Origin of the sequence: Candidatus Defluviibacterium haderslevense (genome assembly GCA_016712225.1) — a bacterium.
Lineage (GTDB): Bacteria > Bacteroidota > Bacteroidia > Chitinophagales > Saprospiraceae > Vicinibacter > Vicinibacter haderslevensis.
This window is the reverse complement of record JADJRL010000003.1, coordinates 66,341-84,522: the sequence shown is the minus strand read 5'-3', so window position 1 is coordinate 84,522 and position 18,182 is coordinate 66,341. Positions and strand designations below refer to the sequence as shown.

At 33.3% G+C, this 18,182-nt stretch carries 8 protein-coding genes; 2 read left to right on the top strand and 6 right to left on the bottom strand.

Features of this window, described 5'->3' with window-relative positions:
- Positions 1-25: 25 nt before the first annotated feature.
- From IPK88_00655 to IPK88_00635, 5 genes are all read right to left on the bottom strand, one after another.
- The gene (locus IPK88_00655) at positions 26-583 is read right to left on the bottom strand and encodes a TlpA family protein disulfide reductase (protein MBK8241907.1); all 558 of its coding nucleotides are present in this window, start codon (positions 581-583) and stop codon (positions 26-28) included.
- Positions 584-746: 163 nt separating this feature from the next.
- A complete protein-coding gene (locus IPK88_00650) occupies positions 747-10,640 on the bottom strand; it encodes a PKD domain-containing protein (GenBank protein MBK8241906.1) in 9,894 nt (3,297 codons plus the stop codon).
- Between the two features lie 271 nt (positions 10,641-10,911).
- Positions 10,912-11,658 (bottom strand): LytTR family transcriptional regulator, encoded by a 747-nt coding sequence (locus tag IPK88_00645; protein MBK8241905.1) that lies wholly within the window; start codon positions 11,656-11,658, stop codon positions 10,912-10,914.
- Between the two features lie 81 nt (positions 11,659-11,739).
- Entirely contained in the window at positions 11,740-13,248 is a 1,509-nt protein-coding gene (locus IPK88_00640; GenBank protein MBK8241904.1) for a hypothetical protein, read from the bottom strand.
- A 5-nt stretch (positions 13,249-13,253) separates the two neighbouring features.
- Positions 13,254-15,881 carry a CHAT domain-containing protein gene (locus IPK88_00635; protein ID MBK8241903.1) on the bottom strand — a complete coding sequence of 876 codons (2,628 nt, stop codon included), beginning with the start codon at positions 15,879-15,881 and terminating at the stop codon, positions 13,254-13,256.
- Between the two features lie 222 nt (positions 15,882-16,103).
- Between IPK88_00635 and IPK88_00630 the strand changes: the two genes are divergently transcribed.
- Both IPK88_00630 and IPK88_00625 read left to right on the top strand, forming a co-directional pair.
- The gene (locus IPK88_00630) at positions 16,104-16,685 is read left to right on the top strand and encodes a sigma-70 family RNA polymerase sigma factor (GenBank protein MBK8241902.1); all 582 of its coding nucleotides are present in this window, start codon (positions 16,104-16,106) and stop codon (positions 16,683-16,685) included.
- A gap of 2 nt (positions 16,686-16,687) precedes the next feature.
- Positions 16,688-17,413 carry a hypothetical protein gene (locus tag IPK88_00625; GenBank protein ID MBK8241901.1) on the top strand — a complete coding sequence of 242 codons (726 nt, stop codon included), beginning with the start codon at positions 16,688-16,690 and terminating at the stop codon, positions 17,411-17,413.
- A 94-nt stretch (positions 17,414-17,507) separates the two neighbouring features.
- Here the strand turns inward: IPK88_00625 and IPK88_00620 are convergent, their stop codons facing one another.
- The gene (locus IPK88_00620) at positions 17,508-17,855 is read right to left on the bottom strand and encodes a TfoX/Sxy family protein (protein MBK8241900.1); all 348 of its coding nucleotides are present in this window, start codon (positions 17,853-17,855) and stop codon (positions 17,508-17,510) included.
- Positions 17,856-18,182 lie beyond the last annotated feature (327 nt).

The following is an 18,182-nucleotide window of genomic DNA, read 5'->3' as shown; positions in this document are numbered from 1 at the left end:
AAAAAAATAATATGTTGTAGAGGATTTACAATTTCTGCAGTGCCTCAAACAATTTATCTTCATCTCCTGGCATATACCTTCTCGTATGATACAAGACGGTACCCTTATGATCCAGAACAAATAATTGGGGCAAGCCATTTAATTCGCCTGGCATGACCGATCGAAATTCCCGATGGATATCCATATAAGCCGGAAAAGGCCATTTACTTTCTTTGACCCTGGTGTTAAATTGTTCAACTCGATCTGAAAAATCGATGGATATAGCATAGAAATCAAAATCTGTTTTTTTCTTCCAGGTATCGAATTTGCCAGAGATGGCATTAAGTTCCATTCTACATGGTCCACATGTTGTCATCCAAAAAAGCAAAACCGTAGCGCGTTTATTTTTTTTGAATAGTTTGGATGAATTGACTACTTGTCCATCCGCATTTTTCAGATCGATATCGTAAGGAAATGTTTTATTGATCTTTTCTGTAGGGCGACTGGTTTCGGTGATGACGCGGGAGGGGGAGGGTTGTTGGGCTTGGAGGAAGAGACTTGATAAAAGTAAGATGTTTATGAATATATTTACGGATTTAAGCATAGTGCACAATTAGGATGCAAAGATAATCAAATCTCATTCAAGGATATGCTATGTCAAAGTTGCTATTAAAATAATTATTTCTCTTGTATTATATTGCAATAAAAATGCCGGCAACTTATAATATTAAATCATAAGTTACCGGCCATAATATGCTCATTAGAATTTAATGGGATTGTTTAATTAATTTGGTATAATGTGTTTTGTTTCCCATTTTAGTTTTTAAAATATAAAATCCAGATATGTAGTTTTTTCCAAAATTTAAATTGTGTTGTGTAGACGTAAGTTGGAATTGATCAACCAATTGACCCATTTGGTTATAAATAAATAATTCTGTACGTAGTTTCTGATCTGACGATTGACTGAATATAAATTCACTTTGTGTAGGATTTGGAAATACGGTAAATTGATATTTTGTATCTTCATTAGTTGATGTTTCTATTGTGCTTTGATCGATGCAAATATCAGTAATCTCCAATTCTGTGAGCGAATTTCTAAGATTATTTCCGATTTCATTTTCAACATAAATGATGACATATCCCTGTTTGCCCTCAAATGATAAACATTTCAACTCATTCTTCCATCTGGAAAGATTCACTGAAGTGGAATACTCGATCCATTCACCAATATGTTCAGGAATTTTGAAATTGGCTACATTAAATAGATTCATATTAGCAAATGGATTCTTATTGATAAATTTGTTGATAGGGTCAGAACTTAAGCAAATCTTTATTTTGGAGCCGTGTTTAAGATTTTCTGCAAACGGTATTCTGTATTTTAATCTGAGTTCAACATCATCTGATTCCAAACATATAGGTGACGAAGTGTATATCGCATCCGATCTATTTAAATTTCCTGCCAATTTTAAATACCATGAATTGGTTTTACCTGGATCATTTATTAATTTTGGTTCGCCAGAGATGGATGACCACAAGTCGGAATAGCCATCATCTCCAAGAATACCTGCTCGTAATTGAGTTCCAATATTGCAAGAAGAAATTTCATCCTTTTTATTTGGAGACCCAAAACAATTTACATTGATTGTGATTAATTTTTCAAAGTCATCACAAATCTGACCACCAGATTTTTTACGAATCACTTGCATTTTTATTTTATGATTACCTCCATTTGTGAATTTATGGCAAATCGTTTGATTGCCAAGACTTGTTGCAAATGGTGTATTCGGATTTGAAATTAAATACCAATTGACCATATCGCAATCTTGTAATTGTTTAGGTTGAAAACAAACTGTACAATTTGGCAAAGTAGTTATAATATCAATTCCTGCATTCACATCATTGATTAAATCTTGTGGATCACATGGACAAGGATCTGTGCATCCTGGCAGTATGAGATTGATTACACAAGGGCAATTATTTTGATCACAATGACCAGTTAGTATTAATTGATAATTTCCTCCGATGGCGACGATGTGTTGTGGAATGTAAATGCCAAAATTAGGATAGGTCATCGTTGTACCAGATGCGACAAGTATAAGTGTAGATTGATTCACTAATTTCCAATCCAGATTATTTGATTTGCAATCTCCTTTGCAATTGAGTTCACCTGTAAAGCTCCAAGCACAATCCATCGGAGGGCAAATCAAGGTTGCTGTTTCATTACACTTAACAGGAATATTATTGGTTTTATCCCAATGGAAACTTAAATTGGTAAAGCCATTGCATCTACATATACTATCACATGCATCTACTTTTACTGGCGTGCACATTTGTTTGACCCAACAAATATTATTTGTATCTCCATCATCGTATGCAAAGACATTAACACAAATATTGTATGTGCCGTTATGATTGTAGGTGTGTGTCCATGTTCCTGAAGGATTTGTTACAAGAGTAGGTGGAACAGGTCCATCACCAAAATCTGGTACTGATCCAAAGTAAAAACATTTTCCAAATTGAGGTGCGGTAACAGTAACTTCACAATCATTTACGACTAAATTAAAGCCTTGATTGATGAGTGATTTAAATTTTTTGTAATCTTTGTCATTACAACAATCTTCACATATTGGCGTGACAATTTTTCTTAAAGTGTAACTATTGCAAATTTTTCCATTGTCATCATACTCAACGACGTCTATAAAAATGAGATAACTCACATTGGCTGGGGCATAGGTATGCATGATCATATCGCCATTTCCATATGAACCGGTGCTCACTGATCCATCACCCCATTTAACAGATACTACTTCAATATTGCATTCTTGAGGTAATCCGCTAATGTTTATTTTAGCTTTACATATTTTGTCATCGAATGTTAATGAAATAGCTGATTCTACAAGTGCTGCAAACGTGGCTTTATCTTTACAACAGTCATTACATGGGACTATAAAAAATGGAATATTACAGATACAGGAATCCATACCGCAAATACCAATAAATTCAATTGTGTAAAGTGCGCCAGGATTGAATAATGTAAATACAAGTCCATTTATACCAAAGAAATTTGGAGAACTTGGAGTTGCAGAACCTTGTTGCACTGTGCCACCAGAGGCATCTCTAATAATATACTTCACAATGTTTTTACAATTGTCAGAGCAATTAAGTTGGCCTGTCACATTGAACGAAAGTTCATTAATAGGACATGGAATTTCAATTGGTTTTGTTTGATTGCAAGATGCTTGTCGATTGAATTCTGGATTGCCAAATACTATGTTTGAGATGGATTTGCATTCACAGGTGTCTTTGACAATCGCACAAGAGCTCAGACTTATATCATCTATTGCCAAATCAGCATAACCTGAAACTGCAACATTAAATATTGATATTGTAGACGGATTGGATCCTGCAACAAATTGAAATGTAATTGGAATCCAAGTATCAGGAAATTCAGGGATGGCTTGGGGACCAAAAACAGTAAGCCCATTTACACGAACTAAAATTACTGGATCAACACTGTTTAAATTTGGTCTAACCAAATTGTTAGCAAAAAAACAAAAAGAAAATGCTTCGCCATCAGTAAGCGAATAGGTTTGATACCAAACTGCATTTGCTGGACTTGGACCATCTGCTATGAGAAAGTTACCTAGAGGATCTCCATTGGTATGATCTTGACAAGACCACGATCCATTATACAATTGAAATGAATTGCGAATACCATATTGTCCTGGAATGATGGATGTGGGAGATGGAATAAAAACATAATCAGAGTTAAAACCAACATTGCCATCTTCAAAATCACCATTAACGACTATGTTTGGTCCAGAATTTCCGTTAGGACAAGGACAAGATTCGCAGTGAATAATTATTTCATAGCTACATTGAGCAGTATTGCCACAATAATCTATGGCAGTAAATAGTATTTGATGTACACCTTGTGTCAAGTTGTATATTGAACCGATGTTTACTACATGACCATCTAAATTACACATTATAGATTCGACACCATTATCATCGGTTACAGGAATGTTAGGAATAGTGTAATTGTATGAACAGTCACTATCTACAACATTTGTAGATTCTGATAACGGACAATCAAATATAGGTGGGGTGACATCATTGAATATTGGAATGGGTTCTTGAAAACAAATTTCATCAATTTGAATGGATGGTCCGTAATCTAATGGTGCTGCTGATGCGTTTTTGAAAAATAGGGAATAGGCATCGCTTGTGGGTGTGAACGTTAATGTATATTCTATCCAATTATTATTGGAAGTGAGAAGAATCGAAGTATTGATGGGTTCATTTTCGGTATAGACCAATAATTGACCAATGGTAGTGTAATCGACTGGATTTAATTTCGCACAAAATTTCATACAATAAGTCACTCCTTTTTTGAAAATGACATCAGGTCCGACAACACCACTAAAATAATATTCAACAGATGAACTCATTAGTCCTCTTGTTCCAGCGTAAAGAAGAAGACTTTGAGATGTGTTATTGCAGCCGCCAAATATTATAGTAGGTAAACCACTAAATGGATGCCAACCAATTTGTGTATGATTGACTAAGTTGCCTAAAGGTAAATCATCGAAGTGGTGTGGAGGATTATTAATGCAACAACTATAACCACATGGGCAAGGCTCTAAAAGAATACAAAACTCATTAGTATCAAGACAAGTCCCACGATTACTGAGCAAAAGAGCATTTTGGATGCAGATGGTAGTCGGAGTTAAAACAGGAATATTAGCGTATATTTTTACACATTGCACCGAGCTAGTTGCTCCAGGATTTAATACAGATCCAAACGTGATACTATAAGGATCATTAAATCCTGTGCCTGCACAATCATGCATGCCATATCCTGCACTAAGTATATCTAAACTGATACCGATAGCAGGTTCGGTGCTTTCATTTTTTACTTTAAATTTTAGGCAATATTCATTTGGATCTTCTGGATTACAAATAACACTTGACTCAACAATTTGCATACATCCTTTTGGTCGAATCGGAGCACAATTAGTAGTTATTGTATCCATACAAACAATTCGTTTACCACCATTAGGCAGCGCTTCATACCAACTAAAAACTATTTGTTGCGTTGTTGGTGCAACTGCTGATCCAGTTAAACAGAACTTCAAAAAATCGTTGGTTATTCCGCTTGGTATAGAAATTCCAAGAGGATAAATTGTAAAACTAGTAGCTGTTATTGCAAAAAGATTTATTCCACTTGAAGGAATTAAATTAGAAAAACTCCAACCAGCAGTTAATAAATGAACATCAGCATGAATAATATTGAAGCCCAAATTATTGGTAAAATTAGTGGTGTAACAACAAGTACTATCTACTGTTGAAACAGCAATTGCTTCAATGGAAATATTTTCGCAACATGAACTAACGGTATCAGCAGGACAAATACAAGAATATTTTGCAATGAAAATATCCGAGGAATTATTAGCTGAATAATTATTTGTAGCATCACGAAGTGGATCTGCATTAAAATCTGTTGATCCGGTTCTTCCAATAACTGCAAAACTATTTGGACTTGGAACTATGGACCAAGCATCGTCATTTTTATTTCCGTCAATTGAAAAAGATTTAATATTACAATCGAGATCTACTTTTGCTATAAAAGCATTTACAAATTCATATTCTTGATTACTACCATTAACTGATGTACCACCACATAAATAAGCAAATCCGCTCGGATCTACAGAAACTTCTTTGATTCTGTTACCTTTATCTAAATATTTAGGTATACAAGTTAATTCACCATTAGAATTGTATCTAGCAACATAAGATTTAACCAATCCTGGTGGATTTAGTATTGGTGTTGGGGTTCCACGAGGGTTGAATTCATAATTACTACCAAATTGAATGCTGTTTAAACCTATGATGAAACCATCATTATATGCCTCTATATCTGAAGCCTCACCCTGGTCACAACTCATACAAGATGAAAATAAAGTTGGGTTAATTATTGGGTACGCCCAGCTACATAATCCGTCAGTGTTAAATTTTGCTACAAAAGGTGCTGTAGCTCCGATCGGACCACCTGTTAATTCTAATAAAGCATTATTGTCAAAATCTACACTATTGGAAAACTGACCTACGACATAAATACTATCTATATTAGGGTCAATGCTAACACCTAAAGGGTATGCTCCTCCAGAGGTTGTAGCACTACTAAGGGTTTTGACCCATATAAGGTTACCAATTGCTTTATCATATTTAGCTAAATAAAAATCTTCAACTCTATTATTATTAACTGCTCCAATAGTATTGGTAATAGGATCAAAATTAATTTCATTTGTAAATACACCAATAATTACTGGATTGCCAGAATTGTCAATATCCAAATCAGATATCTGCATTCTTTGATCATTACCCATGTTTAATGACCATAACAATTGTACAGTTGTACCCAAATCTAAATACTTAGCCAAGAATACATTAGTCCCATTGCCCTTTCTTATTAATGTTGTGTTATAGGGCATTATGCTTGATGGGAAAGTAATACTTGAACTATTAAATATTCCAGCTACAAAAAATTCATTTGTGCTAGGACTCTTTTTTATAACAAGGCCTTGATCTAATTGATCACCTGTTATTGAAAAACTCCAAACCAAAGCACCATCTAATTCGTATTTATTTACGAAACAATCTGTAACATTTGGTGCAACAGCTGTTCCAGGAAAATCAGGAAGGTTCGTACTCGCAATTCCTTGATAATGCCCTGTAGTAAAATAATGTGTAGCGTCAGCATCAATATAAAAGTCAGACACATTAGCAATTGCAGGTTCTGAAGGATTTCCTGGATAGCTGGAATGACCAAATCCTTTAAACCAATTTAAAGAAAATTCTTTTTCTGTGCAGACACCGCATTCAATGCATACATTAAAACAAGTATCTTTTGAAAAACAAACAAGGCCATTAGGATCCAGTTCTTCAAACGTTAGACAGATATTGTAGTCTCCAGATTGTGAATAACTGTGACATTCATTCGGAGCAACCGTTAAAGGTCCACTTTCTTGCATATCACCCCAATCAATAATTAATTGCTGACAGCTGGTTAGTCCCGGATGACTAATACACAACCGGCATGAATCTCTGGTTATGATCAACTCTTGATTAACTGAAGCTTCTAAGGCATTGCTATTTACACAGCAAGTATCAGTTATACAGTTTCCAAAATTTAGTTGATTGATTACACTATAATTGTTAGTAACATCAACTATGTAATAACCTAAAGCTGGAAAACTGTTGGTGAATCCTGCCTGTTGAACTTCACAGACTTTATATGATCCGATAGGGACATTTGGAAAATTGTAAAAACCTAAATCATCTGTAATGGTCGTTGCAATCACATGGTCGAGATTATCTTTCAATTGTATAGTCCAGCCTTCACCTGGTAGATCAGAAGGATCTTGAATTCCATTGCAATTTTCGTCAATAAATTTTTGCCCCATTAAGAAATTAGTTTCTTCGCAACATGTGGAAGCCAAGAGACCTGCGCCTGATATACTTCCAACAATATTTAATCCCATGGCAACACCACTTAGATTTCTAAGATCTGCTCGAATGCAATATGTACCAGCATTTAAAATTAAAGTTTTCGTTGTTACATCAGCGGGAAGTCGAAACGCAGATGTGCTGCTACTAGAAATGTTTAATAAAGGACATATTAATGTACTTCCTTGGTATAAGTTGATATCAACTACGTTATCAACTAGCACACTCAAATAAATGGTAACCTGAGAGGAGTCTCTACAAATACAAAAACAATTTTGAAAGGAGTAAGGATTTTCGGGAAAAGGATTATTTTGATTTAAACTAGACATTGAATAGGCAGAAATCCATTGTGAGCTTGGTTGTGAATGCCATGATGGAAATGGTAGAATTACGGTAGATGGCAAGGGTAATGAGAGGCCAGCATCAGGTGATGCAACTAAAGTCCAAGCGCTTGAAGCCGAATTAATAGGAAGAACTGCTGAAGAATACGGATCATATCCAGTGTTTATAATCAGTGAGGAGGTGGCACAAGTATCACCACATCCACATGGCAAAATAATTACAGTATCCATGCATATTGCCTTGTTTCCACACATATCTGTTGCTGTCCAAGTGATGATTGTTGTACCAGAAGGATATGTTGCTGTAGCATTGGATGTATTGGTGACATTATTAGTGAGTGTAATTGAATTACAATTATCAGTCGCCGTAGGTGAAATGATATTCACAAATGCAGAACAATCAGTACCCACAGAAAGTCCAGGTACTGTGAATGATCTTCCACAATTTTGTATAGCTGGCGGTAATAAATCTTTCTTAATAATGATTTGATTACAGGAAGAAGTATTTCCACAACTGTCTGATGCAGTCCAGGTTCTAGTGATTTTAATATTGCATGGATCATCTGGGTTTGTGATATCTGAGTATTTGAAAGCAAGTATCGATTGGCAATTATCTGTAGCACTCGGAGAACCTGTAAGTGCAGGAAGCGGGTCTTCTTCGCATTTAATGGTAATATCTTTCGGACATTGAATTTTAGGTTTTTCAATATCTCGTTTAGTTATTTTCTGAACACAAGTGGATTTATTGCCGCAAATATCTTCTGCTGTAAAAGTTCTTTTAATTATTGAACCACATGGTTTGGTGTAGGATATTTGATCCGTATATGATATAATAATTTGTGATTGACAATCATCTGATGCGGTAGCGTTTCCTGTTAGTAAGGTTGATGGAACAAATTGGCAATCTATAGTAATATCTGCGGGGCAAATTATATTTGGTTTTATATTGTCTTTTTTAGCAATGAATTGTGTACAGGATTTTTTATTGTTGCACCGATCTATGACCAGCCATGTTCTTTTTATACTAGTGTCACAAGGAGAAGAACTCACGATTTGATCTGTGTAACTAATGACTGGGGATGGATCCAAATTATCTGAAACGAATGGATTACCAGTCACTATCGGCAAGATGGACTGCTTACATGAAATGGTAATATCCTGAGGACAATTTAAGTTTGGAGCTTGGTTGTCTACGCTCGAAACATTTATAATTTTACAATCTTCGCAAGAATTCACACCATCCTTAATGGTCACACAAACGGTGTAACTACCATTGTTTTGATATTGATGAATAGGATTTTGAATGACACTACCACAAGGTGGATTATCCCCAAAATCCCAACAGTAACTTAGGGTTCCAGTTTGATTGGTAGAAGGAAAGAACTGGATAATTCCGCAATTGCCTGGTTGAATTTCAAAACGAACATTACAAACAAAAGCACAAACATTTTTTTGATTGTATGTAGGTGAATTTGCATTTAATATGGATGGAGTTGGAGTTGCAAGATTATTGGTGCTTGGAAAGAATGTGGTGTTCGTTGAATTAAGAGGGCTGAGTTTTAAATTTAGTTTGAGCGTCAAGCAATTTTCAAAATCAAGATTGTCAATAGAAATGAATCCATCAGTACTTCCGAATCCATTGATGGCATTCTGGCGGCCTTCCGTAAAGGCGATTTGAGTAGTATTCATTAATCCTATATATCCAAAATTATAAAGGGAAGAATTATCAGAAAGGGTTTTTGACCAATCTAATGTTAATGAATTTCCGACTTCAGATAATGAAAGAACTACAGATCTGTTCGCACCGCGAATGGTTCCACGACCTAAGGCATAATAGCCTCCGCCCGGTTTAGGGATTATTTTAGTAATCGCATCGAGGCTATCGACCTTATAATTGTAAAGGATGGTACTCAAGCCATTTACTTTCATGAGTTGGGCTACTGTAGTAGCATTATTAGAACCTCCCAATAAGTGGCTATATCCTACTATAGGATTTGAATTGGATACAATAGTATTGAAACGCATGTTTTCATTATATTCTACACCATTGATTACTGTGCCGGATTTATTTATTTGCACCAAAGCAGCTTTACCTAAATTGTTACCTATTATTACCATATCACCGGTATTGCTTTGAATGGAGATATCTCTGTAGAATTCAAAATCTTGACTTGGATTATAAATGTTTTTTGACCAATTTATTGCTCCAATTGAATTTGCATTAATGATCAGAATATCATCCAGAGAAGAACCCCCTGAATTAGACACACCAATAATATAATAAGGGAAAGATGGATTTTCAGGATTGGGATTTAAATATATTTTTGTTAAAGATTCTCTATTGGAATAATTATATGACTTTACATTCATAATTCCGCTTAATGTACAAGTTCCAATCAAACTTTTAGCATTATTATCGTAATTACCATTGATGCCAACAAGTAATATTTCATTGTTAGTTGTTATGATCAAGTCATTCCATGCTGAAGTGATGCTTAATTCCCGAGTCCACATTACATTTCCTGCGTTTGAAATCCTAGTAAGAGAGGCTCTTCCAGTAGAATTACCAATAGCATAATAATCACCTCCAAATGTAATTACTTTAGTAAAATAATCAGCATTCGCACCTCCGAAATAAAATTTAAAATTCGGTATTAATAGTGGGCTTGATGATTGACATTTATAAGATTCACAATTGTTATTGCTAATGATCTTATAATGGGCATCATAAGCCCATTGAAATGTTTCTAATTTAAAGGAACATAACAAGATTAAGAAGAAGGGAAAAAGAAAAGTAATACTTCGTTTCATGATTAATGGTTTTATAGTTTAAAATTCATTTTAAAAGTTTGTATTAAAATGGTGATTTTTCTAATGTGTGTTATGGGTTTCCTATCGTCCATTTTTAGGTTCATAGTTAATCTTTTGTATATTTGAAATGAACTTGACATATTGAATTAAATTTATATTAGTTGCGTTCTAAAACGTCCTCTTGTTTGATTTTATATTTCATTATGATCAATGGCTTGGAAAATGTTACCCCACAATCAAAAAAATAGAAGTCGAATTTTAAAATGACTTGTTATGCAATGGAATTGAAAAAGCTCATCACATGCTCTTTTCTGCGGCTCGCAATCGGAAACTGTTGTCCATTGTCTAAAACTATAGAATAACCATCTGATTTTATGCATTTGTTGATGGCACATACATTAACCAGATGCGATGAATGAATCCGTAGGAACATTCCTGTAGGTAGTTTTTTCTCCAATGCATTGAGTGGTTTGCTAATGAGGATCTTAGCTCCATTAAAAAAATAAACGACGCAATAGGATCTCGCTGCTTCAATCCTTAGGATATTGATGATGTGGATTACTTCATATCCTTCCTTAGAAGAAATACTTATCCTTAAATCGTTTAAGTGTGTTATGATGTGGGTTAGTCTACTTATTTTGTGACGTAGTTGTTGAAGGTTGAGGTGCTGTGTTATTTGTAAAATGACGGTATGCATTTTTTCAAGATCGAAGGAATCACTAATCAAATGGTGGAAGGTTTGCTTGATATTTAATTTGGAATATTGTTGTTGTGTTCCAAACAAAATCAGACACACTTGAAATCTGGACAGTTGATCTAAGACTTGATTTACCTGGTCAACAGCTAAGTCCACAAATACCAAATCCACATTATTGTCCTGGACATATTGAATCATGAATTTATGATCCATATCCTTTTGAATCACCTTACATTCTGGATAGTAATTGGTGATAAATTTCTTACAAGGTAATTCTGTATTGGATTCTATTAATACCGCTTGGTGGCCTTCTTTAATCATATCTTAGATTTTTGTTTTCTAATGGATATGATTAAAGAAGGAGGGATTGTTACCCCTCAGGATTTTAAATAATTTGCATTGCTAAAGCTTTTTGCATTTAAAAATATTAAGTAAACATTTTTTCTTTTTAGGGCAGTCGCAATTACAAGTTGAACTTGGAATACGACACCAATTTATGTTAGAATTTGGTGTGATATTTATGGTATCTTTTATATTACTACGTCTTAGACTGTCGCAAGGCACTAGAATGTCTTCAAAATGATGAATATCATAATTTATAGGGTTAAAATCAGTTTCTGGTGAAATTAATTCCAAATTGGTTGAAGATAAACATGGATTAGTAGTGCCTTGAATTTTAACACAAAATTCTACCCATGCATATTGTTTTGGTGTTGGAATAGAATTTCCAATACCAGGCAAAGAACAATTACTGAATTTGAATTGAAATTCAACTTCATTGTTAGGTAAATCAATTTTTTTAACAAAATTACTATCTTCACCACATTTTGAACCGCAGTCAGCAAAATTCCAATTATAAATTTGAATAGAGTTCTTATCATAGAATGTAGGTAGTGTGAAACGTATATATGGATTTTCAACACCTTCATCGCCATCATTATAAAATCGAATATAATATTTTACCCAATATTTTCCATCATTATCTTTCCAAATACACTTTATTCTTACCAAATTTGGATCGTGGGATTGTCTTACGGCTTCTGTTAAGGATGCTATATCTGTATAATTTGAGGTGTTGCCAGTTTTACATTGTAAGATTACAGTGCATGTCATTGGCTTTGGAAAGCCAGGAATATTTGATTTTCCTTTCAGATTAATAAATTGATACCGATTACCTCCAAATGAAATCTTGTCAATTATACCAGAAAGCGTAGTTGGAATACAATTAAAACAGGTGCTTCCATCGAATATTGGTGATAATTCCAAGATATCTGTTGGATAGTTTAATCGTAAAGTATTTGTATCACAATTAGAATCTTTAATTATTTTCAATGGAATAATATAGGTAATATCATCATCAGGAACGATATCATGATTAGCAGTTAGAACTGAAGATTCTTGATTATACGTATCTATTGGCACAGAGGTTAATGCAGGAGAAGTTGGATTCGGATTAATTTTAATCAGGCCAGAAGGTGGATCATCTTCTTCATATTTATCAGTGAAGTATAAGTATTTAATATCTTTTAATGATGGTGGTGTAGAACCAAATGCCAAATCCAGATCCGCCAAAGTTAATTTATAACCATATCCACCTGGAAAACCATTAAATGGATTTGGATATCCTAAATACCTTGAATTAAAGTAATTTCCATTCCAAAATATAATAAAAACATCATTTGCGTATTTTTTCTCTGGATATGATAAATTATACTGTTTAGGATGACTAACACCGTTAATATCAAATGAAGAGTTAATTGAAGTAGAACAAGGAAGTCGAGAGAATGAGCTCTCTGGCAATCCTGTAATATAATTCCCATTCATTATAAACCATTTGTCTGGTTGAGCATTAATATAATTTAAACAAAATATAATAGGGATAATCGTTAATACATGTTTTAATAATTTCATATTAATTAATTTTTTCGTTTTGTAGTTAGATATATTATAGATATGATTAAAATTGTGCAAAACATTACCCCATTGACCCAATAATTTTGAAAAAAATGAAGTATAGGATTCGTATGTAGAATCGGTGCCATATCACCTGTGGCAACAAATCCTGCCCAATAAAAATTTTGTTTTTTATCTCCTGAAAATTCATTGATATAAGAAAGTTTGGCATTTCTAAGGGCTTCATCTTTTGCTTGACCTTTTGAAAGATATTGATAAAAATAGCCCATGATCTTCTGGGTTGAAATATCATTCATATTCCAAAGGCTATATACAACTGCACCAGTGCCTGATTCAATAAAGGCCTTTGCTAAGCTTTTGGATCCATCACCAGGATTCCATGCTCCAAGACCCGTTTCACAAGCGCTTAATACGACTAAATCCAAGTTATTATAATAATTACTGATATCTTCGTAGCGAAGATGCTCTTGATTATTAGCCAGGAGTAAATAGGAAGAATCATTACTAACTTTCCCATGTCCGGCAAAATGAAAGATGGAAGCATTGGTTAATGTGTCTAATAGATTATTTTTAGTAATATGTCGACTTAATGATTTCGCGTCAGGGTAATAATTCTGGATACTTTGACATTCTTCTAAAGAATGCTTAAGTTCATAAAAGGAACCTCTTTCTATTGAAGGTAAATTAAGGCAAGGGGGGTATTGAGGAGCTAGCGTAAATATCTCCTTTGAATTGGAATGGTCTTTTGATATTGAATTTCCATAAGTATGTGAATAACTGATCAAATGGTACTCAATTAAATTTTTATTAAATGGATCTTTTAAACAGTCGAATGGGATAAATGAAATATTGGCATCAGGAATAACTGTAAATTCATAGGGTAGAATGGAATCTATTCCCTGCAATAGGAAGTCAGATATTTGTTTGTAGATCGGAGCATCTTGGTTTGGATCTTTATTGACTAAAGTATCAATAAATATTTTAAATAAGCTGTCAAATTTAGCTGTTTCTCCAATTCGATCAAAATAGATCTTGTTATTTAATTGAGCTAATCTGTAAATATAATCCTGTTGAACCGAATATTCTATATAATTTTTTGGATAAATCTTGTTTAATATACTTTGTTCTAAATGTTTAAGAATGTTTTCAATTTCAAATTTAAATTGAATTAATCGAAGGTTTTGATCGTCCGTTTTCTCTTCCAGTGATTCAATTGTAATAATGCTATCATGAAGGGCTCTTATTTTTTCTTTTGTCTTAAAATCTTGTTTATCAACATCATGTTTATTTTGTATTTTAGTGTTGACTAGCTGTGACTTCGAATAATTGAAATAAGTTCTAATCAAGCTGTCGTTATCATTAATTGCCAAATTAAATAATAACTTAAATATAAATTCTAAACCCTGTCCTACATATAATTTACTTTGTGAAATAGATGATAATTTAGTTTCATCACTTAGTAAATCCTGCATTGTATTATTTAACATCCATAAAATGAGTTCATTATATTGAATTGCTTCTAGGAGGTAATTAATTCTTTTTTTTGCATCTTTTAATTGTGATTGATTGTATTGTTGATGTAATATTTTTGATTTTAAATCAAACAATTCAATAAATGTATTTTCAGGATATAATTGGTTGCGATTTTCGGGAAGTAATATATTAATTTTGTTAGGTATAAGAAACTGCATTCCGTTTTGATAATATATTTCTGCGGAATCAAGTTTATTTTGTTCAAAATAATTCATTCCCTGAACAAAACAGGATTTTGCAATTTCTCTTGATTTGGAATTGCCATTGTATTGTTCTAATAAAGTTGCAATTGATTTTCTGGACCAAATCCCAAACTGAGAGTAATCCTTTAATAATTTGTAATACTTTGATTTTTTATCCTCAAAATCAGACCTATATCCTAAATAATATTTATCATCCTCAAGAGACGGTAATTTTTTTTCTCCTAGATCTAAATAAAATTTGGCTGAATCTTTTTGATTTAATGTTAGATATATTTGGACCAAACCTTGAGAATTGGATAAAATTCCTCGATTATATTCATATAGGCTAGCTATATTAAGTCCTTCTAAGTAAATTCTTTTAGATTCTGATAAATTATTAGACCAATACAATCTGCTTCCTTCGTTTGAATAAAACCTACTTAAATTCTCCCAGCTTTGATAGTAGATCAAACTATTTTCAGTGAGTAAACTAAAATATTTTCCTGCTTCAAAATTACCTAATCGAGTATAAATATTGCAAATTTCATTTTCAATGAACCATGCAAATGTATCCAAACAATCTTTATCTTCAACTAAACTATGAGCAATTAAATAGTATTTTAAAGCCGTTTGATAATCACCCAATTTCTTATATATGAAAGCATGACGCATATTTGTTTTTCGCTTTTCAAATATAATATTTGGATCATTAGTAATAATTTGCCTTTCTACAAAATGAGTCATGTCTTCCAGATCACATCGGATATCATCTGACTTTGTATTTTTTTCTTCTGTTTTTCTAATCTTGGTAAGAAATGCAACATAATTTTTTTCTTTAAACAATTGATCCAGGGTATCCAAGGTCTCCGGACTAAGCTGTGCTGTCGAATGAAAAGGCAGTAGTAATATTAACAAGATAAAGACAATAGGTCTAATGCACATAAAATGATTCAATTTTTGATCCAAACCCATATTTGTCTAATTCTTGTTTTGACTTATCTGTGTTATATGTAGAATTTTAAAACAATTGTTACCATCAAATATAATAAATTTTTAAATCCGCAAAACTTTTTTTGTATTTTTACCCTCTAAAGGGTATCCTATTTGGAAATTGAGACATATCATAAATAATGACATTTGAGCATTGAGGAAGCAGTGAAGGCAATCAGACTGAATGAGGGGACAAGATCTCAAGTCATAAGTTCCATATATCATGATACCATGTTAAAAGGCACTGTCTGTAAGTATGTGATGAATCATCAAGGAAGCTTGGATGAAGCTTTGCTTGTTTTTAATGATATGATCGTACAGTTTGTTAAAACGGGATTTTCGGATCATTCTTCAACTTTAGCAGGTGACTTGAATCCGTATTTAATGGGTATCGCTAAGTATTTATGGTTTGCAGAATTGAAGAAGAAGCTGGCATCGCATTATGAGTCTTTTGATATGGACATTCATCAAGGGGTCACCAAGGAAGAACCCGAATCACTTTTTTTGACCAAGGAACGAAGGAAGGTACTGATTGAATTATTAAGCTTATTGAGGTCTAACTGTAAAGATGTATTGATGCATTGGGCTAATGGATTTTCAATGGTTGAAATCGCAGAGAAGTTGAATTATCAATCTGAAGGCATGGCCAGAAAGAAAAAAAGTCAGTGTTTCAAAGAATTATTAGACTACCTGCATGCTCATCCGCATTTAAAAGATCAACTGATTTGAACATGGATTATTTCGACCATATAGAAGATTATTTAAATCATAAACTCACAGACGAGGAGCGAACTTCGTTTGAACTTGCTATGCAAACTGACGAAACATTGGCAAGTGCTGTTCGCGATTATCCATTGGCACATACGATCGCGAAGTCATTTATTGAATTGGAAGTACGACAACAATTGGAATCGTTGAGCCAGAATAAGTCACAATCTATTGGAAGGAAATTGTTTTCCATTAGAAGGATTGCCGCTATTTTTATCATTGCGGTGGGAGGTTTTTTGCTTTATAAAATATTTTCGCCGGATCGATTTTCCCCTGATGAGATTTATGCAACGCTTAATGAAAAGCCATACAGCAATATCACACGTGCTGAGAAAGACTCATTGAGTTCTTTAGACAGTGCATTGTATTATTTTGAAGAAGAGCATTGGGAGGATGCCAAAATATTATTTACAAGATTATTAAATGTTGATAGTCTTGCCATGAAAAGTCAATACTATTTGGGCCATATTGCTATGGCATACAAAGACTATGCAGAAGCTAAGATAAAATTTGGACACATTGTTTCATTGGGAGACTCACAATTTCATGACCCTTCTTTATATCAATTAATGATTATTCATTTAATGGAAAAAAACAAGAATTTGGCAAAGCCCATATTCAAAGAATTGGAAGAGAAGGAATTCATAGCTAAAAATAAAGTAGATAAAATTAAAAGTTATCTCAAGTAATGTGATTAGTAATTGTGGATGTAACTCTATTTAATTTCTTAATTCTTCTTCATTAATTTCTTTTTGTTGGAAGACATAGGGTATAATAAAAATTTTATTTCTTATTTTTCTTTTTACTCTGTTTCGCTCTTGAATTAAATTCAAGACACAATCCTATCCAATAATCAAAATCTTTTTTGGATGCTCTTCCTTCCTCATTAATATAAACATATCCCTTCATGGGGCGATGTGTAAAATCCATGGGTCTGCATCCTGGTTTTTCGAGAACTTCATGATCTAATGCCGGATCGATGCGACACATCATATCGTCTTTTACGACTCCGACACACATTTTATCATTAACCATAAAACAGACACCTCCAAACATGTGTTTTTCTTCGACATTGGATAAATGTCCTAATGCAATTCTGATTCGGTTGGCTAAGGATTCGTTGAAAGCCATATGTATTTTTTTTAAATGTCGAACAAATTTAATGTTTTTATTGGTTAGGTGCTTATTACGAATAGGTAAAATGAATGTAGTTGGGAAAATCCTTTAGGTTAGTGACTTCCAAAAAAAATCAAAGCGAATCCATAACATGTTTTGTATACTTAACGCCCAAAAATGCACTTATTTGGACTATATAACTTCCAAAAATATATAGATTTGGTGGTTGGGATATTTACTCATAATTTTTTTAGGATTCGGGGCAAACTAAAGTGATCATTATATTTTGTTTTTGTAACATACCCGATGTAATTCTATCATTTCAATTATTTGCTATTACCA